This is a genomic window from Hymenobacter radiodurans, from assembly GCF_004355185.1.
Taxonomy (GTDB): Bacteria; Bacteroidota; Bacteroidia; order Cytophagales; family Hymenobacteraceae; genus Hymenobacter; species Hymenobacter radiodurans.
Genome location: NZ_CP037922.1, coordinates 2,426,063 through 2,447,500, shown reverse-complemented (window position 1 = coordinate 2,447,500; position 21,438 = coordinate 2,426,063). Strand labels below are relative to the sequence as shown.

The window sequence follows — 21,438 nt, the reverse complement described above, 5'->3', positions numbered from 1 at the left end:
AACTTTATCTGGGACAATCAGCCACATTATGCTGAGATGAGTTCACACCGCACTAATCGTTCGGTACGGTATGTATTCCTAGATCAGAATAAACGCCTAACGCCGGATGCGAGCTATCTTGACTTTACATTGGAGGAATCGCAACTAACGCAGGAAGTGTATTTGCGTGTGTTAGACTACTCGGAGGAAACAGACGAGGAGGAGCTCCAGGAAATGTGGGATAGTCTAATCGTTAAGTTGCGGGAACAAGTAGGCGGCTAAGTCGAGTTTGATATAAAAAGTGAAGGAGCAGAAGCTAAACGGGCAGTAGCTACGTTTACTTACTGCTCCTTTTTTAGTAGAAATGCCCCCCGGGGTTCATTTCTGACCAAACAATGAAAAAACTCGATAAACTGATTCTCAAGGCCTTTGCTGGCCCTTTTTTGCTGACTTTCGCGGTTGTAGAGTTTATCCTGCTGACGCAGTATATGCTCAAGTATATGGATGACATAATTGGTAAGGACCTCGGTTTTGCGGTCATTGGCCAGTTGTTATTCTTCTTCAGTGTGCTGATGGTGCCAATTGCCCTTCCCTTGGCAGTGCTCTTGTCGTCACTTATGACTTATGGCACTTTGGGGGAACACCAGGAATTGACGGCCATTAAGACTTCCGGAATTTCGCTGACCCGCATTCTGAGACCTGTATTGCTAGTGAGTCTGGTCTTAGCCATTGGCGCTTTTTGGTTTAACAACACTATTGTTCCCAAAGCCAATCTGAACGCCTATAGTTTGTTGTGGGATGTGCGCCAACAGAAACTGTCCTTAGATATTCGGGAAGGGGTTTTCTATAATGGTATTCCAGGGTATACTATTAAGGTGAATCAGAAGGCTGGCGAGAATGGCGACCTTCTTAAGGGCGTTATGATTTATGACCATACCAATACGGACGGTAACTCCAAGGTTATTCTGGCTGACTCAGGTCGGATGTTTATGCGCTTTGGGGGGCAATATTTGGGGCTTGAGCTATTCGATGGCGTCATGTATCTGGAGCAGCCCGATGTTCGAAATAGGGCAGGAGCAAGCTTCGTGCGCCAAGCCTTTTCGCGCAACCTTATTACATTCTCCTTAGCTTCTTTCGACTTGAATCGGACGCAGCAGGAGTTGTTCACGGAGAACAAAATGATGATGGATCTGCCACGTCTACATCAATACACCGATTCGCTGCATAAGCGCTTAGGAACTGAGCGACAACAGCAAGTGCGTATGCTTAACCCGTATTATGTCCATATGCGCCTTGATACTACAGGGCGAGCGGCAAATCAGCGGGTATCTAACTGGCAGGTATCAACCAACGAATTGCCCCCGCTTACGCTCAATCAGGTGCAGCAAGCCACCAATCGGGCGCGCAACCTACGTGGCTATCTAAGTAGCTCGGTAGAGCGTCTTACCACACTGGCCCGTGAAACAGGTAACTACCGAATTGAGATTTATCGCAAATACACACAGTCGGCTGCTGTATTGATCATGTTTTTGATTGGCGCACCGCTGGGGGCCATTATTAAGAAGGGTGGGCTGGGCGTGCCAGTGCTGATCTCTATCCTATTCTTTATTATTTATTACGTGGCTTCGATTATGGGAGAGAAGTATGGTCGCGAAGGTGTGCTGCCAGTAGGATTAGGGATGTGGATTGCCGATGCGCTGCTACTGCCGGTCGGCCTGTTCTTCCTTTACCAAGCACGTCGTGACTCAGGCGTATTAGAAGTCGATTTCTGGCGCCGACTACCGGCCAAAATTCGCTGGCCCTTCCGTGGATACCGGCGTGCAGCCTAAAAGGAATAATGGCTTACTATGCCTTAGTTACGATCCTGCTAAGCAAAAAGTACTAATTCGGACTCGCGAAAACGAACAACGAGCCATAAAAACCCTTACCTTTGCGGCCACTCCGAGATGCGGGGTGGCCTTTTTTCTCATTTTTTAATTCCAGACGGGTAACTCCTATCTGCCGATGAAACTCACTACCGAAGCAAAACAGACTATTTTCGCAGAAAATAGCCTCTCCAAATCTGCCACCGACACCGGTTCGGCTGAATCGCAAATCGCGTTGTTCACGCACCGCATCAATCACCTGACGGAGCACCTAAAGGTTAACAAAAAAGACTTTTCGACTCGCTTGGGCTTGCTTAAGCTTGTAGGTAAGCGTCGTCGCCTGCTTGACTATCTGCAGCACCGCGAGATTAACCGCTACCGCGCAATTATTAAGGAGTTGGGTATCCGTAAGTAATCCCGCCCATAGGAGCAGGGAGCCCTCTTTAGAGGGTTCCCTGCTCTTTTTTTGACCCCTTTGGTCACTATTTGGGTAGGGTAGTTTGTTTGTATTAAAAAGCCCCCCAAACGATTATAGAGTAAAACAGTGCCGGAGGCCGGCGCTGTTTTTTTGGCTGCTCGCCCGCTGTCGCTTTTCTAAGCAATTTTCCGATGCCTAATTACCACGCTATTACCAAAACTATTACGTTGCCGGACGGTCGGCAGATAACACTTGAAACGGGCAAGTTGGCCAAATTCGCCGATGGGGCGGTAGTGGTACGCCTTGGCGATGCCATGATACTGGCTACGGTAGTCTCGCAGCCTAGCCAGCGCGGGGATGTTGATTTCCTGCCATTGTCAGTTGATTACCAAGAGAAGTTTGGCTCGGCTGGCAAGATCCCTGGTTCATTTCAGCGCCGCGAAGGCCGCTTGTCAGACTATGAAATCCTTGTTAGTCGTCTCGTAGACCGCATTTTGCGTCCTATGTTCCCCAAGGATTATCACTACGAGGTACAGGTGATGATCTCGCTGATTTCAGCTGATAAAGATGTGCAGCCTGATGCACTTGCTGCCTTGGCTGCTTCAGCTGCATTGTCTGTTTCTGATATTCCATTTGCTGGTCCTATCTCGGAAGTACGGGTGGCACGCATCGATGGTAAGCTGCAAATCAACCCCAAAACTTCGGATATTGCCCGTGCCGATATCGACCTCATCGTAGGTGCTACGGCCGATTCGGTGGCAATGGTGGAGGGCGAGATGAATGAAGTGAGCGAGGAAGAAATGGTGCAAGCCATTGCTTACGCTCACGAAGCCATCAAGGAGCAGGTGCGTGTGCAGATGGAACTGGGCGCCGTGGTAGAAAAAGCTGCTGTTAAGCGTGATTATCCAAAATACGAAGAAGATGCCGAGCTGAAGCAGCGTATTACCGAAGCTGTCTATCAGAAAGCTTACACAGTCGCTTACTCGGGCAATACTAGTAAGGCCGGCCGTAAGGAAGGTTTTGGTTCTATTAAGAAGGAACTGCTTGAAACGCTCTTGGCTGAGCAGCCCGAACTGAACATGAAAATGTTCGGTCGCTACCATGCATCTGCGGAAAAGAAAGCGATCCGCGACATGATGATTAAGGAGCGTACTCGCTTAGATGGTCGTAAACTCACGGAAATTCGTCCTATCTGGAGCGAAATCAACTATCTACCGGGTGCTCATGGTTCGGCGTTGTTTACGCGAGGTGAAACTCAGTCCCTGACAACGGTGACTTTAGGCACCAAGCTGGATGAGCAGATCATTGACTCGGCTATGCTATCGGGCTACAGCAAGTTTATGCTGCACTACAACTTCCCGGCCTTCTCGACTGGCGAAGTAAAGCCCAATCGTGGCCCAGGCCGTCGGGAAATTGGCCATGGTAACTTGGCTTTGCGCTCTTTAAAGCGGGTTTTGCCAAGTGAAGAAGAAAATCCCTACACTATTCGCATTGTGTCGGATATTCTAGAGTCAAACGGCTCTTCATCGATGGCTACAGTGTGTGCGGGTTCGCTGGCGCTGATGGATGCAGGCGTGAAAGTTCGTGCTGCAGTATCTGGTATCGCCATGGGCCTTGTTCAAGACAAGGAGACCGGTGAATATGCTGTGTTGTCTGATATTTTGGGTGATGAAGATCACCTGGGCGATATGGACTTTAAGGTGACAGGTACGGAAAAAGGTATCGTGGCTTGCCAAATGGATATCAAAATCCAGGGCTTAAGCAGCGAAATCCTGACTGCTGCTCTTCACCAGGCTCGCGAAGGTCGTCTGCACATCCTAACCGAAATGGCTAAGACTATCAGCCAGCCAGCCGCCGACATGAAGCCACATACTCCACGTTCGCACAAGATGCTGATCGAGAAAGAGTTCATTGGGGCTATTATCGGACCTGGTGGTAAAGTCATTCAGCAGATCCAGAAGGACACCAACGCCACGGTAATTATCGAGGAGAAGGATGAAAAAGGCCACGTAAGCATCTACGCATCGAACCAAGAGGATATGGAAGCAGCCATTGGCCGCATCCGTGCTATTGCAGCTCAGCCAGAAATAGGTGAAACCTACAAAGGTAAAGTTCGCAGCATCCAGCCTTACGGTGCTTTCGTAGAAATTATGCCTGGCAAAGACGGCCTATTACACATTTCAGAAGTAGGCCATGAGCGCCTCAACAGCTTGGAAGGTGTACTGGAAGTTGGTCAGGAAATTGACGTAAAGCTGCTTGATATTGATAAGAAGACCGGCAAATACCGTCTCTCCCGCAAGGCCTTGTTGCCTCGCCCAGAGCGCACGGTTGCTGATAATGGTGAAGCTCAAGCCTAGTCAGTCGAACTTTCGCGGGTACTGGCATGTTGCCCAAAACTAGCCGGTACCCGTAAAAGGTATCAGGAATGTCAAATAACTATCATAATACAACTCTTTCGCGCCCGCAATGAGACAGCTTAAAATCAGCAAGCAAATCACCAACCGCGAAAGCCAGTCGCTGGACAAATACCTCCAAGAGATTGGCAAAGTGGATTTGCTCACCCCCGACGAGGAGGTAACGCTGGCGCAGCGGATTAGGGAAGGCGACCAACAAGCACTGGAAAAGCTTACCAAGGCTAACCTACGCTTCGTGGTATCAGTTGCCAAGCAGTATCAGAACCAGGGCCTATCGCTGGGCGACTTGATCAACGAGGGCAACCTTGGTTTGATTAAGGCGGCTAAGCGCTTTGATGAAACCCGCGGCTTTAAGTTTATTTCTTACGCCGTATGGTGGATTCGTCAGTCCATTCTGCAAGCCTTGGCCGAGCAGTCGCGCATTGTGCGCTTGCCGCTGAACCGGGTTGGTTCCCTCAACAAAATTTCGAAATCTTTCTCTGAACTAGAGCAAAAATTCGAGCGGGAGCCCTCGCCTGAAGAAATTGCCGAAGTGCTGGAACTGACTACCTCTGAGGTAGTAGATACGCTCAAAATATCCGGTCGCCACGTATCCGTAGACGCGCCGTTCGTGCAAGGTGAAGAAAATCGCTTGCTCGACGTGCTAGAAAACGAAGACGAGGAATCGCCTGATACGGGTCTGATGAACGATTCTCTGCGCAAAGAAGTGCAGCGCGCCCTCTCCACGCTAACCAAACGTGAGGCGGACGTGATTACTCTTTATTTCGGCCTAAATGGCGAGCATTCGCTCACTTTGGAAGAAATCGGTGAGAAGTTCAGCTTGACTCGGGAGCGGGTTCGCCAGATCAAAGAGAAGGCTATTCGCCGCTTGCGTCACACGTCGCGCTCCAAAGCTTTGAAGCCTTATCTGGGGTAAACTTTGCCCCCCAGCTTACAAAACCCCAGCCTATTCGTTGGGGTTTTTTGTTACACGTGGTGGTGGCATATCTTCAAATAATAACTGGGGGGCTTTTTTGCTACTATTGCTGTGGCGTTTGAAAAAAAGCTCACGCCAGCACCACATTCACTTTTTATTGCATCTCCGCTTTCACCAGAAATGGAAAATACTAATTCAGAGCACATCAAGTGTTTGATTATAGGTTCGGGACCAGCTGGCTATACAGCAGCTATTTATGCTGCCCGTGCTAACATGCAGCCCGTCATGTATCAAGGTTTGCAGCCTGGCGGACAGCTTACGATTACGAATGATGTCGAGAACTTTCCTGGTTATCCGGATGGGGTGATGGGGCCAGCAATGATGGAAGACTTGAAGAATCAGGCGTCGCGCTTTGGCACTGATGTTCGGTATGGTCTGGCCACGGCAGTGGACTTTTCGGGTCATCCACATCAGGTAACCATTGACGAGCATAAGACCATTACTGCCGATACCGTAATTATAGCTACTGGGGCCTCCGCCAAGTGGCTAGGCCTGGAGTCGGAAGCACGGCTAAATGGATCGGGTGTATCTGCTTGCGCTGTCTGCGATGGTTTCTTTTATCGAGGTAAGGAAGTGGCTATCGTGGGCGCCGGCGACACGGCGGCTGAGGAAGCTACTTATCTAGCAAATCTGTGCTCGAAAGTGTACATGATTGTGCGAAAGGGGGAGATGCGCGCCTCGAAAATTATGCAGAAGCGGGTAATCGATAATCCCAAAATCGAGGTGCTGTGGAATACCGTAACCGACGAAATTCTGGGTGAACATGCTGTAGAGGCCGTGCGCGTTAAGAATACGCTGACGCATGAAACGCGTGAAATCCCGGTTGAGGGATTCTTTGTCGCTATTGGGCATGAGCCCAACTCGAAAATTTTTCAACCATTCTTGCACCACGATGAGCAAGGGTACTTGAAAACGATTCCTGGCTCATCCAAAACTAACGTCGATGGCGTGTTTGCCTGCGGCGATGTGCAAGACTATACCTATCGGCAGGCTGTAACGGCGGCTGGCACAGGATGTATGGCTGCGTTGGACGCTGAGCGCTATTTAGCTGCTTTAGGCGAGCATTAATTGATTATTTAACTTAACAAGCTGTCAAGCCAAGCAAATCATTTTGTTTTGCTTGGCTCGACAGCTTGTTAATTTTTCTGCACGCTCTCCCTTTAAGCTACACACTAGCCACTCCGCATTCACGTTTGGTTGCTTAACTTGCTATCTTGAAAATTGCCCCCTAGGGGGTGAGGAACGCCTCAACGTCATTCGCTTTTGTTGAATTTTTTGAAATATGGGCTACTGCCCCTGTTGATAATTGGGTTGCTGCTTGCGTGGCCCAACTCAGCCCAGGCCCAACGCCGAAAAGCCCCCAGCCAAAAGCTAAAGGTGGCTCAGCGGGCCAGCGGAAGGATTTCTTCCGCATGAAATCGCCGACGATCCGCTACGTGCGGCCTGATACGACCGTGCTGATCAAGACGGAAGATCTGCCTGATGATAATTCGGAAGCAGCCAAATCTATCTTCTTTAATCCTGCTAAAAAGCTGTCGATGGTCAGTGAGGATACTACCTCACTGAACGAAGGCGAGCAGCACATCGTGGAAGTGTCTGATGAGGTTCGCATCGACAGCTCATGGGTGAAAGTAGCTGGCTATTACGCCATCTGGGATACGCGCAACATCAACCCATATCAAGTAGACGGTCGTCGGTTACGTGACACGCTAACGCTGAAACTGGTAGATGCGCCACGAAAGCGCTATGCCAAAATGCCTCTTGAAACGACGCCTACAACCTCTGATTTTGGGTTTCGTGGGAGCCGCTGGCACTACGGCGTTGACTTGGATCTGAATACCGGCGATACTGTGCGCGCAGCCTTCGATGGGGTAGTACGGATCTCGAAATGGGATGGAAGCGGCTACGGTAACTATCTGTTGGTGCGTCATTACAATGGCATCGAAACCCTGTATGGCCACTTAAGCAAATCACTCGTTACGACGGGTACTTTTGTTAAGGCTGGGCAGGTTATCGGGCTGGGGGGCAATACGGGCCGTAGCACGGGCTCGCACCTCCACTATGAGGTGCGCTACGAAGGCAATCCCATCGACCCCGAGCGAATGTATGACTTTCCGGATTACAAGCTGCGCCAAGATAATTTTCAAATAACGTCGGCTTTATTCAACTACTATAGCCGGGCCATACAGAGCCGTTCTCGGTCTAGCTCCACAAGTAGCAGCAAGCCAACCGCAGCACGGCGCATCGTGACGCACAAGATTAGAAGTGGCGACACGCTGTCGGAAATAGCCGATAAATATGGCGTATCAGTTAGTCAGATCAAACGGCTGAATGGCGGCACATCAACCTTGCGTATCGGTCGTACGTTGCGTATTAAATAGGCTGCCTATTTGAATTCTTCAGTGGCTTAGCCGGTAAAGCGCTGGTTGTTTGCTTAGTAGCAAACAACTTGCATTTACTGGCTAAGTCATTTGACGTTTTAACCATCCATTGAACATGAAATTAGATATTCTGGCCATCGCCGCCCACCCCGACGATGCAGAAATGTCCTGTGCCGGCACCTTATTAGCCGCCGCTGCCCAAGGCAAAAAGATAGGAATTGTAGACTTAACGCGAGGAGAGCTAGGTACGCGTGGGACGCCTGAAATACGGGCCGCAGAGGCGGCGGCAGCTTCAAAGATTATGGGTTTGCACGCGCGCGCGAATCTAGGCTTGGCAGATGGCTTTTTTTATAACGACCGGGAACACCAATTGCCAATCATTGCTGCCGTGCGCCGCTATCAACCCGATATTGTACTGCTGAACGCTATCCACGACCGCCACCCCGACCACGGTCGGGGTTCCCAATTAGCCTCCGAATCGTGCTTTCTATCAGGGCTGAAAATGATAGAAACCTTGGACGAAAACGGTGAGCCCCAAGCAGCCTGGCGACCACGCCTCGTGTATCATTACATCCAGGACCGGCAGATTGCCCCCGATTTTGTGGTCGATATATCGGACTTCTGGGACAAGAAATGGGAGGCAATTCAGGCGTTTAAAAGTCAGTTTTTCGATGCCAATAGTACCGAACCCGTTACTTACTTGTCTACGCCTGCTTTTTCTAAGTTTATGGAAGCGCGCGCGCGTGAGTTCGGCCATTTGATAGGAGTAGAGTTCGGTGAAGGCTTCACCCGCGAGCGGACACTGGGCGTGCGGCAGTTATCAGATTTGGTATAACGCGGCTGAGACTTCGATTCTCTTACCCTTCATAAGCACAACAAAAAAGCCCAGCCGATTCAGCTGGGCTTTTTTGTTGTGCTTAAACCTGAGTTGTATTACCGCACTCCTAATCGGTTCCGTTTCCACCCCGAACCCGTTCCGGAAGCTTCCGTTGCGGCAGTAGCTACTGGCGCTTTCTTCTGGGTGAGCAGCATAGCGCCGAGTACGGCGGCTAACCTGGTGATTTCCGCTTCGTCATCTGTTTTGAGGGACAAATCGGCGGGCGTGAAATGGTCGCGGATAAAATTTGTGTCAAAATTGCCCCCCACGAAGGCTGGGTGCTGAAGTACATAGCGGCCAAACGAAAGCGTAGTTTCGATGCCCGTAATCTGGTACTCGTCGATGGCGCGGAGCATGCGGGCAATAGCTTCCGCACGGTCTTTACCAAAGGTGATGAGCTTGGCAATCATGGGGTCGTAATAGATTGGAATGTCCATGCCCTGCTCAAAGCCGTCGTCGACCCGCACACCGGGGCCCTGGGGACGCACATAGGTAGTGAGCGTACCAATGTCGGGCAAAAAGTTGTTAGCTGGGTCTTCGGCGTACACACGCAGTTCGAGGGCGTGGCCGGTTATGGTTAGATCGGTCTGCTGGAAGGGGAGAGACTCGCCCTGTGCCACCCGAATTTGTTCTTTTACGAGGTCAAGCCCAGTAATTTGCTCCGTTACAGGGTGCTCTACTTGGAGGCGAGTATTCATCTCCAGAAAATAGAAATTATGGTTCTCGTCGAGCAGAAATTCTACTGTGCCCGCTCCAGTGTAGTTGCAGGCACGCGCTACATCAACGGCCGCGCGGCCCATTCTTTCGCGTAGCTCGGGCGTAAGCACTGAGGATGGTGCTTCCTCAATTACCTTCTGATGGCGACGCTGTATGCTGCATTCGCGCTCAAACAGGTGCACAATATTGCCGTGCTCGTCACCCAGCACCTGAATTTCAATGTGGCGGGGCGACCCGATATACTTCTCAATAAAGACGGCACCATCGCCAAAGGCACTGGTAGCTTCCGATACGGCCAGCTGCATTTGCTCCTCAAACTCATTCTCGGCATTCACGATGCGCATGCCCTTGCCACCACCACCCGCAGATGCTTTAATAAGAATAGGAAAGCTAACTTGACGAGCTACTACTTTGGCCGCTTCCACATCCGTGATGGCCTCCTCGGTACCGGGCACCATCGGGATGTTGAAATTGGCCACGGCGGCTTTGGCCGCCAGCTTAGAGCCCATCAGTTCCATGGCTTCCGGTGAGGGACCTACGAAGATTAGGCCCGCCTCCTTGACCTTTCGAGCAAAGGCGGCATTCTCGCTTAGAAAGCCGTAGCCAGGGTGAATGGCATCTACGCCAAGCTGGCGGCACACTTCCAAAATCTTGTCGCCGCGCAGGTAGCTCTCGCTCGATTGGGGGCCACCCACGCACACAGCCTCATCGGCATAGCGCACGTGCAGGGCCTGGCGGTCGGCTTCACTATAGATTGCTACGGTCTGGATGCCCATCTCGCGGGCCGAGCGCAATACGCGGAGTGCGATTTCGCCCCGGTTGGCGACCAGTAGTTTTTTGATTTGCTTCATGAAGTGGGGTGGGATTTGGCTCGTAATAGTAAGGGGCTGCCAGCTTAGACGGATAATAAAGTCAGTTTTTTGTGCTATACTGGAAACTGACAAGGCAGGATTTACCGCTAACTTAGCCCAAAGAAACACCATTCTGTCGGCTCGGAGAAGTGCTGGGGGGCATTTTTGTGCTGCTCTAGCCAAGTAGAAAGCCGCGTCTTTGGCAGTTACCTCCGTGAATTGCCATAACTTTGCACAAACCCGGTGGTTGTGCCCAGTATGCTACTGCCGTATTCGTTTCACATTTAATTTATTCCTCCGTGGATCTTTTCGAGAAGATTGCTTCCAACCGCGGCCCATTGGGCAGCCACTCGCATTACGCGCACGGCTACTTTACCTTTCCCAAGCTAGAAGGCGAAATCAAGCCCCGCATGATTTTCCGCGGGAAGGAAGTGCTCACCTGGAGCCTCAATAACTACCTAGGACTAGCCAATCACCCGGAGGTGCGCCGAGTAGATGGCGAATCGGCCGTTGAGTGGGGCATGGGCACGCCCATGGGTGCTCGTATTATGAGTGGCAACTCCAACCTGCACGAGCAGCTGGAGGCTGAACTGGCCGACTTCGTGAAGAAGCCCGATGCATTGCTGCTCAACTTTGGTTATCAAGGCATCGTGTCTATCATCGATGCCGTGGTGAACCGCCACGATGTGATTGTGTACGACGCCGAGTCGCATGCCTGCATCATTGATGGAGTACGGTTGCACCAGGGCAAGCGCTTTGTGTATCCGCACAATGATATGGAAAGCTTGGAGAAGCAGCTACAGCGGGCTACCCGCATGGTGGGCGAAACCGGCGGCGGTATTCTCGTAATTACCGAGGGCGTGTTCGGCATGTCGGGTAACCAGGGCAACCTGCGTGAAGTGGTTGCGCTGAAGGAGAAATACCAGTTCCGGTTGCTCGTTGACGATGCGCACGGATTCGGCACAATGGGCGCTACAGGCGCTGGAGCGGGCGAAGAACAGGGCGTTCAGGACGGCATTGATCTTTATTTTTCAACGTTTGCGAAGAGCATGGCGAGCATCGGAGCCTTCGTAGCGGGCCCTGAGAGCGTAATTGAATATTTGCGATACAATATGCGTAGCCAGATTTTCGCCAAATCGTTGCCTATGCCGCTTGTAGTGGGTGCAATGAAGCGTTTGGAGCTCCTGCGCACCCAGCCGGAGCTGAAAGAAAATCTCTGGACCGTAGTGAGAGCTTTGCAGAGTGGTTTGCGCGAAAAGGGCTTCAATATCGGTACTACGCAGTCGCCAGTGACTCCTGTGTTTCTGAGCGGTGAGATACCCGATGCAACCCAAATAACCTTCGATTTACGCGAAAATCACGGTATTTTCTGCTCTATCGTGGTGTATCCGGTAGTTCCAAAGGGCGTAATTATGCTCCGCCTGATCCCAACGGCTGTGCATACGTTGGAAGACGTGCGCCAGACCATTACAGCCTTTGAAGCGGTAGCGGAAAAGCTCAATAAGGGCCTATATTCCAAGACAACTGCATCGGTGCAAGCCTAGTCATTTTAGCAAATAAGAGAATAATAAACGCCGACAGCCTTACGGGTTGTCGGCGTTATTTTTTGTATTATATTGATGTGAGTTCGTCTGTATTTGGGGTTTGGTTTGGGTGTATGAGGGGTAAAAATCGCCTTGGTAAGCGTTAGGGGGCGTTTTAGAAAAAAAATAGAAATATTGCTTGTATTTGAAATCCCTGTATATTAGAGCCAGTCAACAACAACCTTTCTTCCCCATAAACCCATTTCCAATGAACAATTTTAGCAAGCTCAAGGACCTAGTAATGTCACTCGAGGGTGACTTCGACAAGTTTTACGACAAGCAGAACTCGGCCGCCGGTACCCGCGTGCGCAAAGGCATGCAGGAGTTGAAGAACATGGCCCAAGAGATTCGCACGGAAGTGCAGAACATGAAGAACACTGGTGGTGAGGCAGCCAAAGCCGCTCCAACTGCTAAGAAAGCCGCTCCAGCTGCTGCCAAGAAAGCTGCTCCAGCAAAGAAGAAGTAATTCAGCGTATTCGGACTCTTCGGATTCCGGATATGCTAGTGCTTAAAAGCCCCTCAGATAGTCTCTGGGGGCTTTTTTATTTACCGTAAGAGTTTAAATGGATTGTCAGGGGGAGGATTTGCCGACGAATGCGTATGTCTGTTCCCTAGCATTAGGTGGTGTATACAACAGTTTAGATATTGCGGCATTATCTACTGGCTTAAGCTACCTGATATGCCTACTAAACACACGTTGCCTCTGTGGATCGGTGCTTGGCTCCTGTTCTACGGCGGTGTGCTGCCTTACACGGTGCCCTTGTTTCTTGACTGGCTTAGCCGCCCTTCCGACTGGTGGTTGGGTTGGGGAGTCATAGGGCTTTCGGTGCTGGCTATGAGCGTAGCTTTCTCGGTTTATCAGGCCGCGCGTGCCCTTGTCCGCTTCTTATCGCATTCATCTTCTACTCCACCATCTTCCTTTAATGACCGATCTTCTACAAAATTCTAACCGCCGCTGGCTTAAGCCTGTCGTTTTTGGCAGCTTATTATTAGTAGCGACCATTGCAGGCTGCAGCCTGATCAAAGTAGAGCGCATCGACGCCGGCAATGTGGGTATTAAAGTAAACCTTGCGGGCTCCTCCCGAGGCGTTGACGATATCACCTACACGACGGGTTGGGTGTTTTATACGCCGTTGAGCACCGCCGTGTACGAGTTTCCGGTGTATACCCAACACAAGGAATACGAAGAGTTTGAAGTGCAGAGTAAGGACGGCTCGGGCTTTGGCGTGGCGCCCAGCCTCAACTATTTTATCCAGTCGGATAAGGTGGATGACATCTTCCGGCAGTATCGGCGGCCATTGCCTGATATTGAAGACGGTTTTCTGAAAACAGCCGTGTACGAGGCCTACCGCGTCGCTACCAACCGCTACACCGCCGACAGCCTCATCAGCAACCGGGGCAGCTACGAGGCGCAAGTGAAGGCTAACCTCGTAAGTCAGCTCCAGACTATGGGCTTCACCGTGCAGCAAATTACTACCAAGTTGGAGCCACCAGCTAGCCTGAAAGCCGCTATTGACGCTAAGAATACAGCGGTGCAAACGGGTCTGCAAACGGAGAACCGGATTCGGCAGGCGGAAGCGCAGGCACGAATTAATATCGCGGAGGCTGAAGGCCGGGCCAAATCAATTCGCATTGCGGCCGACGCCCAAGCTTATGCCAACGAAAAGCAGCAACAGTCACTCACGCCGCTGCTGGTACAAATGCGCTGGATTGAGGCCTGGGAAAAGGGTGGAAGCGCCGTGCCGGCTTATACTTCGGGTAGCGGTGGCAGCGGTAGCCAGTTCCTACTGCAACTGCCTGCTGGAACGGCAGGTAAATAATTCGTAGTACTTAATATGTAAAAAAGCCCCCAGATGATTACTGGGGGCTTTTTTGTGCTGGTAGAAATAGTTCTTCGGTCTACATACGAAGCAAACCTGAGTAGATCACTGTCCTAGACCAAAGCAATGAGGAAGTAGTTCTTCTTGCCTTTCTGGGCCACCAGATACTTATTCTGCAACAAAGGAAGCTCCGATACAGATTGATCAGCAGCGGCTACTTTCTGCCGGTTTAGGCTCACGCCGCCACCCTGAATCATCTTTTTAACCTCGCTTTTGGAAGGAAAGATTTGATACTGCGTGGCTTCACTGAGCAAATCGGCTACTAGTAGGCTGCTGGCTTGCTCACGCGACACCTCCAGGCGAGGTACGCCGGCGAATACGTCGAGCAATGTAGCTTCGTCGAGGCGCTGCAAATCTTCCAGTTCACCTTTGCCGAAGAGGATTTCGGAGGCAGCAACGGCGGCCTCGTAGGCCTCAAGGGAATGCACGCGGATGGTTACATCTTTGGCCAATGCTTTTTGCAGAATGCGCTGGTGCGGGGCTGGGGCATGCTGGGTTTCCAGCTCCAGAATTTCGGCCTCGCTGAGCAGGGTGAATACCCGAATAAGGCGGCTGGTGTCGGCGTCGGCGGCATTAAGCCAGAACTGGTAGAACTGGTAGGGCGAGGTCATCTGCGGGGAAAGCCAAACGTTGCCGCCTTCCGACTTGCCAAACTTGGTGCCATCGGCCTTGGTGACTAACGGGCAGGTTAGCGCGAAAGCCTTGCCACCATCAAGGCGACGGATAAGCTCAGTCCCGGTGGTGATGTTGCCCCACTGGTCGGAGCCGCCCATCTGCAGGGTGCAGTTCAGGGTTTTATACAGATGACTAAAGTCGTAGCCCTGCAACAGTTGATAGCTGAACTCGGTGTAGGAAAGACCATCGGCGCGCTGCTCGCCTTCGGCCTCTGGAGTGCCTAGGCGGCGCTTCACTGAGTCTTTGGCCATCATGTAGTTCACGGTAATGTGCTTGCCTACATCGCGCAGGAATTGCAGGAAGCCAATCTCCTTAAACCAGTCGTAATTATTGACCACCACGGCTCCGGTGGGGCTGTCATTAAACTCTAGGAATTTTTCCAACTGCGCCCGTATCCCAGCCTGGTTGCCCCGCAGCGTGTCTTCGTTCAACAGGTTGCGCTCTGCCGACTTACCCGATGGGTCGCCAATCATGCCGGTGGCGCCGCCTACCAGTGCTACCGGTCGGTGCCCGGCGCGCTGCAAATGCACCAGCAGCATAATGGTGGCCAAGTTGCCAATGTGCAGGGAAGCCGCCGTGGGATCGAAGCCAATATAGCCGCTGATGGGCTGATTTTCGGCTAGATGCTCAGCGGTGCCGGGCATGGTATCGTGCAGCATTCCGCGCCAGCGGAGTTCGTCGAGTAGGTTCAAAGCAAGAAAAAGTTTTGTCTGTTATAATGTCAAATGATGGCAGTTTGCCAACATTCAACCATTTCTGAGGCAAAGGTAAGCGGTGGGGCGCGTCGTAGCTTTACCTTTGCCGGGCTTAGAAGTAAAAGTGTTTAAGCAATAGTTAAACCCGACATTTGACCGAAGTGCCCAACTTCAGCCCCGACGAGATCTTAAAGCAGCTCCAGCAGCGGCAGTATGCGCCCATTTATTTCCTGCAAGGGGAGGAGCCCTATTACATTGATCTGATTGCCGACATCATCGAGAAAAGCGTGATGCCGGAGCATGAGCGCGGCTTCAACCAAGTGGTGCTCTATGGCAAGGATGTGGACACGGCCACTATTCTGGGGCAGGCGCGGCGCTTTCCGATGATGGCAGAGCGCTCGGTGGTCATTGTGAAGGAAGCGCAGTCGGTAGCCGACTTGGAGCGGGAGAGCAGCTATCCGTTTTTTGAGGCTTACCTGAAAAATCCGCTTGCCAGCACCGTCCTCGTATTTTGCTACAAGCATAAAACCCTGGACGGCCGCAAGGCGCTGGCCAAAGCGATGACCAAGCACGCGGCGGTGCTGACCAGCAAAAAGCTCTACGATAACCAAGTTGCGCCCTGGCTCACAAGCTACGTGCGCAGTAAACAGCAGCAAATTGCCCCCCAGGCCGTGGCGATGCTCAGTGAATACATTGGGCCCGACTTGGGGCGGCTGACCAATGAAATCGACAAGCTTTTGCTCAACGTGAAGCCCGGCCAGGCCATCGACGAGGACTTGGTACAGCGCCTGGTGGGCATCAGCAAAGACTACAACATCTTCGAGTTGCAGCGGGCTCTGGTGCAGCGCGATGTGCTGAAGGCCAACCGAATTCTGCATTACTTCGAGGCGAATCCGAAAGCCAATCCAATTATTCCTAACCTGACACTGCTGTTTGGCTTTTTTACCAAACTGCTCGTGCTGCACCAGATTGGCAATCCCTCGGACGCCGACTTTAAAAAGCTGGGTATGGTCAACACCTTTCAGCAGAAAGATGCGCAACTGGCAATGCGCAACTATAGCTTTCAGCGCACGCGCGACATCATTCATCTGCTGCGCCGCGCCGATGCGCAGAGCAAGGGCATCGAGTCGGGCTCGATGACGGAAGGAGAGATTTTGCGCGAGCTAGTATTTCTGATGCTACACCCTGTGCCACTGAGTGCCATAGTAGGCTAAAGGCATAATGGTTATATAGTTAGATAGTAACGAGTCTGCTGTTCAGTTTAAACCTTAGATTTGCCCCCAAGGAGTCACTTTCAAGGGAAACAACAATCCTTAATTTATCCCAACATCTATAATTAGGTATTTGCGTGGAGAAGCTACCGTGTATCCTTTTAGTGGACGATGACCCCGTTAACAACTTTCTCAATCAGCGGCTGCTGGAAGATTTAGCCATTGCCGATCAGCTAATGGTGGCGCTTAATGGGCAGGAGGCTTTTGCTCTACTGGAGCAGCACTGCCCCGATGCTGCCTGTCCGGCCCTGATTCTGTTGGACGTGAATATGCCCGTGATGAACGGCTTCGAGTTTTTGTTTTCCTACCAGCAACTGCCGCTGGAGCGAAAAGAGGCCATTGTTATCATTATGCTGACTACGTCTGTAAATTCTCAGGATGTAGAACGAGGGCAGCAGCTCCATGTAGCGGACTTTCTGACTAAACCGCTGACCAAAGAGAAAGTGAGGGATATGCTCAGCAAACACTTTGGGTGGCAGTTGACGGAGGGCGAAACGAAGCACCGCAGCTAAACAATTGGCTTGTGGATTGCCATAGTAGACTTTCTTGCCTTTTGCATGTAACGGCTGCAGCAAAGGCGGACATTCTATTATCTGTTTACTACTTGGATTGTGACTCGTAACTCACTTTTAGGCTTGCTTGGGATTACTCTGCTTACCTTTTTAGGGGCCTTCATGTTGGGAAGATGGACGCGGCCCACCCGGACTCAGGATACACGTAGGGTAAATGCCGCTGCGGGAGCCTACGCGGCGGAGCTGTCGGAGGCAAGCGAAAGAGAAGCGGGCCGACTGCTGGCAGCCATGCGCACGGAAGCCTACGAGGAGGAGGAAAGCGACGAAGAACAGGCACTTAACGCGCCAACGGCCGCGAAAAAGCTAAGTGCTACCCTTAATTCTCGTTCAAACAAGCTAAATAATAAGTTACCGCTCGCATCTGCTGCGTCGGCTAACCTACCTGATACAATGCAGCAAGCTGCCGCTTCGGTTGGAGCAGCGAATACGCCCCCTGATTCAGCTTTGGCTGCGGAAAGTATTACGCCCAAAACGGTTGTAGCTAAAGACGTTGTAGCCATGGAAGAACGCCAGAACTATGCTGCCCAACTACCGAATGTTCTGCTGCAAAAAGGGGTAGAGGCCAAGGTTAGCGTGGTAGGAGAGCAGGCCGACGTCATCATTATGTCGTCGCCATCCTTTGATGCTCAGAGCAAGGATTCGGTCATAAAGCAGGTGTGTATCGACCTCAAAGCTTTAGGCTTTAAACGCGTGCACATCACCGACGGGAAAGACTATACTATGCATTTTGGCTTGTAAAAAAGCCCCCCAGCAGGCTTAGAAACCCTGCTGCTTAAGGCTAACTTCCGAAATGTCTTCTTGAGTCGCGATAAGTCGGGCCAGGCTGCGGGGCAGTAGCCACCGCGCCGGCATCTATACCAAAAAAGCCCCCCAGCGCGTTGCCAAGGTGCGAGAATGCCTTTTCTGTGCAACCTCCACCACTTTTTCGCTACTTTTGGCCACTCCCGGGCCCGCAGTGCCCTTTCTTGTAACGCCCCGCAATGAAGTTATTTCCCCGCTTGGCGCTGGCCGCCACGCTTAGCACGGCGGCCCCACTGGTGGCCGCAGCCCAGCAAACCCAGGTTTTTGCCGCCGACGAGCGCCATTTCCAGGAAGGCCTTGAACTCTTTGACCGTGGCAAGTATGGCGCCGCGCAGCAGTCTTTTCAGCGCTACCTCGACCTTACGCAACGTCGGACCGGTGAACAGCGCGACCGCACCACCGACGCCGAATACTACTATGCCGTCTCGGGGCTCTACCTATTTCACCCCGACGCCGAAGACCGGATTCTAGCGTTTGCAGCCAACAATCCGGCTCACCCAAAGGCCGCTGAAGCATTTTTTCAGCTCGGCAAGTTTTACTTCGACAAGAAGAACTACGCCAAGGCCGCAGAGTATATGCAGCGCGTCGGGCCCGATAACCTGACCCTGGAGCAGCGCGAAGAATCGGAGTTTAAGCTGGCCTATAGCTACTTCGCCCAGAAGGAGTTTGATAAGGCGCGTTTGCTGTTCGACCGCACCAAGCAAGGCAGCTCTGAGTATCGCTACGCCAGCAGCTACTACGCGGGCTATCTAGCCTTCCGTGCTGGCGACTTTGCCGGTGCCCGCCGCGATTTGGCGGTTGCGGAGGAGAGCGACGGCTACCGCCTCGTGGTGCCGGCCGTTATGACCCAGATTTATTACAAAGAGGGTGATTTTGATGGTCTGATTGCCTATGGCTCGAAGGCAGTGGCCCAAACCCCGCCGCCCCAGGGCGCGGATGAGATTCAGCTGCTCGTGGGCGATGCTTACTACCAGAAAAGTGACTTCCAAAGTGCGGCTGAATACTTCAACCGTTACGCTGCTGGTCGCAAGAAGATGGACCCGACGGTGCAGTATAAAATTGGGTACGCCAACTATAAGATGGGCGACTTCAAGGGAGCTGTAAATAGCCTGAAAGGAGTAGCTGCCCGCAAGGACTCATTGGGCCAGAACGCGGCCTATCATATGGGACTGAGCTACCTGCAACTTAAGCAGAATCAGCCTGCCCTGAATGCTTTCGATGCGGCCCGCAATGCCACCTTCGACCGCAATATCACGGAGAATGCGACCATTAAATACGCGCAGATAAACTATCAGTTGGGGAATGGCCGGGAGGTAATTACCTCCCTAAAGGATTTCAACAAGAAGTTTCCAGGCTCCAAGAATGCGGCCGCCGCTGATGACATTTTGAGTGAGAGTTTTCTCAACTCATCTGATTACGCCCAGGCCATCACCTACCTCGAAGGGCTTGATAACCGTAGTAGCCGCCTGAACGCGACTTATCAGCGCGTGACGTATCTACAAGCCGCCACGCTGTATAATAACAGTAAGTTCAATGAGGCCCTGCCCTTGCTGGATAAGTCGCTCAAATATCCTCAGGACGATGCGCTGCGTGCCGCGGCCCAGGTTTTGCGCGGTGAGATTTATAGTATCGGACAAAAATACCCGGAAGCCATTCAGAGCTACACGGCTGCCGCTCGCACGGCTCGCTCCGGTAGCGCAGCCGATACGGACTTTGATCAGAAAGCTCGCTATGGGTTGGGCTATGCTTATTATAACACGAAGCAGTATGATCGGGCGCGGCCGCAGTTTCAGGCTTATCTGAAGGATGCCGAAACTCGCCAGCCTGCCAACGACCCCAACTATTACGACGTAACCCTGCGCTTGGCCGACACTTACTATGTGGCTAAAGACTACAAGCAAGCCCTGACCGGCTACGACAAGGTAATTGCTTCAAATGCGCCTGACAAGGACTATGCATATTACCAGAAGAGCGTAACGCTCGGTCTGCTCGGTCGGCAGTCGGAGGCTACCAACACACTAAATACGCTACTCAAAACTGCCCCCCAGTCGCGCTACGCCGATAATGCCGTATTTCAGCAAGCTCAGTTTGAGTTCGAAGCGGGTAATTTTCAGCCAGCCGTTGATGGGTTCTCACGCCTGATTCGGGCCCGGCCAAATAGCGCCCTGATTCCGCAGGCGTTGCAGAAGCGAGGCGTAGCCTATGCCAACCTCGGCCAGCACGACAAGGCGGTGGCCGACTTCCGTCAGGTGTTGGAACGGTATCCGCGCACCAAGTCGGCCACAAATGCACTGTCGGGCTTGCAGGAAAGCTTAGCTGCTTTGGGCAAGACCGAAGAATTTGACCAAGCGCTGGGGCAATACAAGCAGCAGAATCCACAGAGTGGGGCTACGGAAAGCGTAGAGTTTGAAGCGGCCAAGTCGCTGTATACTGCTGAGAAATACGCTCAGGCTATTCCGAGACTGGAATCTTACTTGAAGCAGTACCCTAATACATCGTTGGCCGCTGATGGCCGTTATTTCCTCAGTGATTCGTATCTGAAAACCGGCAAGCAAGCCGAGGGCCTTGCTGGATTAAAGAATGTGGTAACCGAAGGCAAAAGCGAGTTTGTGAACCGGGCGGCGGGCCGCATCGCTGACTTGGAGTTTGCCAATAAGAATTACCCAGAGGCTATCAAGTACTACACGCGTCTGCGGGAGGTGTCGCAGAACAAGCGGGAAGTCGCTGACGCTGGCATCGGGCTGATGCGGAGCTACTACGAGAGCGGCGACTATGAAGGTACCCGCCGGGTTGCTCAAGATCTGCGGGCGTTGGGTAGCGCTTCCTTGAACGCGACCAATGCGGCGCTGCTTTATCTGGGCAAAGCCAGCTACAAAGCCGGCAACCTTGATCAAGCCATTCCCGAGCTAACGACTGCCGCCAGTACAGCCACAGATGAAAACGGAGCTGAGGCGCAGTACCTATTGGCCCAAGTATTATTCGACCAGAAGAAATACCCAGAGGCGTTAGATGCTGCATACAAAACCAATGCTTCTAAATACGAAATATGGCAGGGCAGGGGTTTCCTGCTGATCGCCGACATTTACGCGTTGCAGGGCGATAATTTCCAGGCACGTGCCACGCTGAATTCTATCATCGATAACAAATTTCCGGTGGCAGAAATCATCGAAGGTGCGAAGCAGCGACTAGCTGCTCTGCCTGCCGATGGAGGAACACCTGCGCCCGCTACTAGCACTCCCAAGCCTGCAACAACCCCGCCTGCGGGCACAAAAACATCGCCCGCCAAGCCAGCTTCGCCCGCGGCTCGCCGGGCTGCTGCGCGCCAGTCTTTGCAGCCAACTCAGACGCAACCAACTGACACTACAGCTTCCCCGGTACCTGTGGAAGAGTAAAATAGAGTTGGTTTCATTGAAAAGATAAATAATTGATTAATAATTGGTTGTATAAGTTTATCTAAACGTAAACTTATATTATACTCAACTC

Annotated in this window: 17 protein-coding genes and 1 pseudogene (1 of these 18 running past the window's edge); 16 read left to right on the top strand and 2 right to left on the bottom strand. The window is 52.0% G+C overall.

The window, feature by feature from the left end; genetic code table 11:
- From EPD59_RS11485 to bshB1, 8 genes are all read left to right on the top strand, one after another.
- On the top strand, positions 1-261 hold the 3' portion of the coding sequence (locus EPD59_RS11485) for an START-like domain-containing protein (RefSeq protein WP_084447460.1). The gene continues 153 nt to the left of window position 1, outside the view; 261 of the gene's 414 nt are visible here — the last part of the coding sequence; its start codon lies off the left edge, out of view; it ends in the stop codon at positions 259-261.
- A 113-nt stretch (positions 262-374) separates the two neighbouring features.
- On the top strand, positions 375-1,808 hold the full coding sequence (locus tag EPD59_RS11480; protein ID WP_133272905.1) for an LptF/LptG family permease: 1,434 nt from the start codon (positions 375-377) through the stop codon (positions 1,806-1,808).
- 175 nt (positions 1,809-1,983) lie between these two features.
- Positions 1,984-2,259, top strand: coding sequence for a 30S ribosomal protein S15 (gene rpsO / locus EPD59_RS11475; RefSeq protein ID WP_133272904.1), 276 nt, complete (start codon positions 1,984-1,986; stop codon positions 2,257-2,259).
- 194 nt (positions 2,260-2,453) lie between these two features.
- Positions 2,454-4,619 (top strand): polyribonucleotide nucleotidyltransferase, encoded by a 2,166-nt coding sequence (gene pnp, locus EPD59_RS11470; protein ID WP_133272903.1) that lies wholly within the window; start codon positions 2,454-2,456, stop codon positions 4,617-4,619.
- Between the two features lie 109 nt (positions 4,620-4,728).
- A complete protein-coding gene (locus EPD59_RS11465) occupies positions 4,729-5,592 on the top strand; it encodes a sigma-70 family RNA polymerase sigma factor (RefSeq protein ID WP_084447456.1) in 864 nt (287 codons plus the stop codon).
- A gap of 180 nt (positions 5,593-5,772) precedes the next feature.
- On the top strand, positions 5,773-6,720 hold the full coding sequence (gene trxB, locus EPD59_RS11460) for a thioredoxin-disulfide reductase (RefSeq protein WP_133272902.1): 948 nt from the start codon (positions 5,773-5,775) through the stop codon (positions 6,718-6,720).
- Positions 6,721-7,064: 344 nt separating this feature from the next.
- The gene (locus EPD59_RS11455; RefSeq protein WP_133274666.1) at positions 7,065-8,033 is read left to right on the top strand and encodes a M23 family metallopeptidase; all 969 of its coding nucleotides are present in this window, start codon (positions 7,065-7,067) and stop codon (positions 8,031-8,033) included.
- Between the two features lie 115 nt (positions 8,034-8,148).
- Positions 8,149-8,868 (top strand): bacillithiol biosynthesis deacetylase BshB1, encoded by a 720-nt coding sequence (gene bshB1, locus EPD59_RS11450; RefSeq protein WP_133272901.1) that lies wholly within the window; start codon positions 8,149-8,151, stop codon positions 8,866-8,868.
- Positions 8,869-8,966: 98 nt separating this feature from the next.
- Here bshB1 and accC read toward each other — a convergent pair whose 3' ends face one another.
- A complete protein-coding gene (gene accC / locus EPD59_RS11445) occupies positions 8,967-10,478 on the bottom strand; it encodes an acetyl-CoA carboxylase biotin carboxylase subunit (RefSeq protein WP_133272900.1) in 1,512 nt (503 codons plus the stop codon).
- Positions 10,479-10,777: 299 nt separating this feature from the next.
- On the opposite strand from accC, the gene EPD59_RS11440 reads away from it, so the two are divergent.
- The 4 genes and pseudogenes from EPD59_RS11440 to EPD59_RS11425 all read left to right on the top strand — a co-directional run bounded on the left by EPD59_RS11440 (position 10,778) and on the right by EPD59_RS11425 (position 13,881).
- Positions 10,778-12,022 (top strand): aminotransferase class I/II-fold pyridoxal phosphate-dependent enzyme, encoded by a 1,245-nt coding sequence (locus tag EPD59_RS11440; protein WP_133272899.1) that lies wholly within the window; start codon positions 10,778-10,780, stop codon positions 12,020-12,022.
- A 247-nt stretch (positions 12,023-12,269) separates the two neighbouring features.
- A pseudogene (locus EPD59_RS11435) lies at positions 12,270-12,440 on the top strand (histone H1); the annotation flags it as partial.
- A gap of 300 nt (positions 12,441-12,740) precedes the next feature.
- Entirely contained in the window at positions 12,741-13,010 is a 270-nt protein-coding gene (locus tag EPD59_RS11430) for a hypothetical protein (RefSeq protein ID WP_133272897.1), read from the top strand.
- Positions 12,985-13,881 carry a prohibitin family protein gene (locus tag EPD59_RS11425; protein WP_133272896.1) on the top strand — a complete coding sequence of 299 codons (897 nt, stop codon included), beginning with the start codon at positions 12,985-12,987 and terminating at the stop codon, positions 13,879-13,881. The genes EPD59_RS11430 and EPD59_RS11425 overlap by 26 nt, the downstream gene beginning before the upstream one ends.
- Positions 13,882-13,994: 113 nt before the next feature.
- Here EPD59_RS11425 and tyrS read toward each other — a convergent pair whose 3' ends face one another.
- On the bottom strand, positions 13,995-15,308 hold the full coding sequence (tyrS, locus tag EPD59_RS11420) for a tyrosine--tRNA ligase (protein ID WP_133272895.1): 1,314 nt from the start codon (positions 15,306-15,308) through the stop codon (positions 13,995-13,997).
- A 164-nt stretch (positions 15,309-15,472) separates the two neighbouring features.
- Here tyrS and holA point away from each other — a divergent pair, with 164 nt between their 5' ends.
- From holA to EPD59_RS11400, 4 genes are all read left to right on the top strand, one after another.
- Positions 15,473-16,525: a DNA polymerase III subunit delta gene (holA, locus tag EPD59_RS11415; RefSeq protein WP_133274665.1), complete on the top strand. Its 1,053-nt coding sequence runs from the start codon at positions 15,473-15,475 to the stop codon at positions 16,523-16,525.
- A gap of 134 nt (positions 16,526-16,659) precedes the next feature.
- Complete coding sequence (locus EPD59_RS11410) at positions 16,660-17,094, top strand: response regulator (RefSeq protein ID WP_133272894.1); 435 nt, start codon at positions 16,660-16,662, stop codon at positions 17,092-17,094.
- Positions 17,095-17,256: 162 nt separating this feature from the next.
- Positions 17,257-17,892 carry a hypothetical protein gene (locus tag EPD59_RS11405; protein ID WP_133272893.1) on the top strand — a complete coding sequence of 212 codons (636 nt, stop codon included), beginning with the start codon at positions 17,257-17,259 and terminating at the stop codon, positions 17,890-17,892.
- Between the two features lie 242 nt (positions 17,893-18,134).
- A complete protein-coding gene (locus tag EPD59_RS11400; RefSeq protein WP_133272892.1) occupies positions 18,135-21,347 on the top strand; it encodes a tetratricopeptide repeat protein in 3,213 nt (1,070 codons plus the stop codon).
- Positions 21,348-21,438 lie beyond the last annotated feature (91 nt).

What these genes read in the sequence shown, in the direction of transcription:
- pnp (WP_133272903.1), top strand. Translation starts at nt 2,454, where the DNA reads ATGCCTAATTACCACGCTATTACCAAAACTATTACGTTGCCGGACGGT.
- trxB (WP_133272902.1), top strand. Translation starts at nt 5,773, where the DNA reads ATGGAAAATACTAATTCAGAGCACATCAAGTGTTTGATTATAGGTTCG.
- EPD59_RS11405 (WP_133272893.1), top strand. Translation starts at nt 17,257, where the DNA reads ATGTTGGGAAGATGGACGCGGCCCACCCGGACTCAGGATACACGTAGG.
- EPD59_RS11430 (WP_133272897.1), top strand. Translation starts at nt 12,741, where the DNA reads ATGCCTACTAAACACACGTTGCCTCTGTGGATCGGTGCTTGGCTCCTG.
- EPD59_RS11400 (WP_133272892.1), top strand. Translation starts at nt 18,135, where the DNA reads ATGAAGTTATTTCCCCGCTTGGCGCTGGCCGCCACGCTTAGCACGGCG.
- EPD59_RS11455 (WP_133274666.1), top strand. Translation starts at nt 7,065, where the DNA reads ATGAAATCGCCGACGATCCGCTACGTGCGGCCTGATACGACCGTGCTG.
- EPD59_RS11465 (WP_084447456.1), top strand. Translation starts at nt 4,729, where the DNA reads ATGAGACAGCTTAAAATCAGCAAGCAAATCACCAACCGCGAAAGCCAG.
- rpsO (WP_133272904.1), top strand. Translation starts at nt 1,984, where the DNA reads ATGAAACTCACTACCGAAGCAAAACAGACTATTTTCGCAGAAAATAGC.
- bshB1 (WP_133272901.1), top strand. Translation starts at nt 8,149, where the DNA reads ATGAAATTAGATATTCTGGCCATCGCCGCCCACCCCGACGATGCAGAA.
- EPD59_RS11425 (WP_133272896.1), top strand. Translation starts at nt 12,985, where the DNA reads ATGACCGATCTTCTACAAAATTCTAACCGCCGCTGGCTTAAGCCTGTC.
- EPD59_RS11480 (WP_133272905.1), top strand. Translation starts at nt 375, where the DNA reads ATGAAAAAACTCGATAAACTGATTCTCAAGGCCTTTGCTGGCCCTTTT.
- accC (WP_133272900.1), bottom strand. Translation starts at nt 10,478, where the DNA reads ATGAAGCAAATCAAAAAACTACTGGTCGCCAACCGGGGCGAAATCGCA.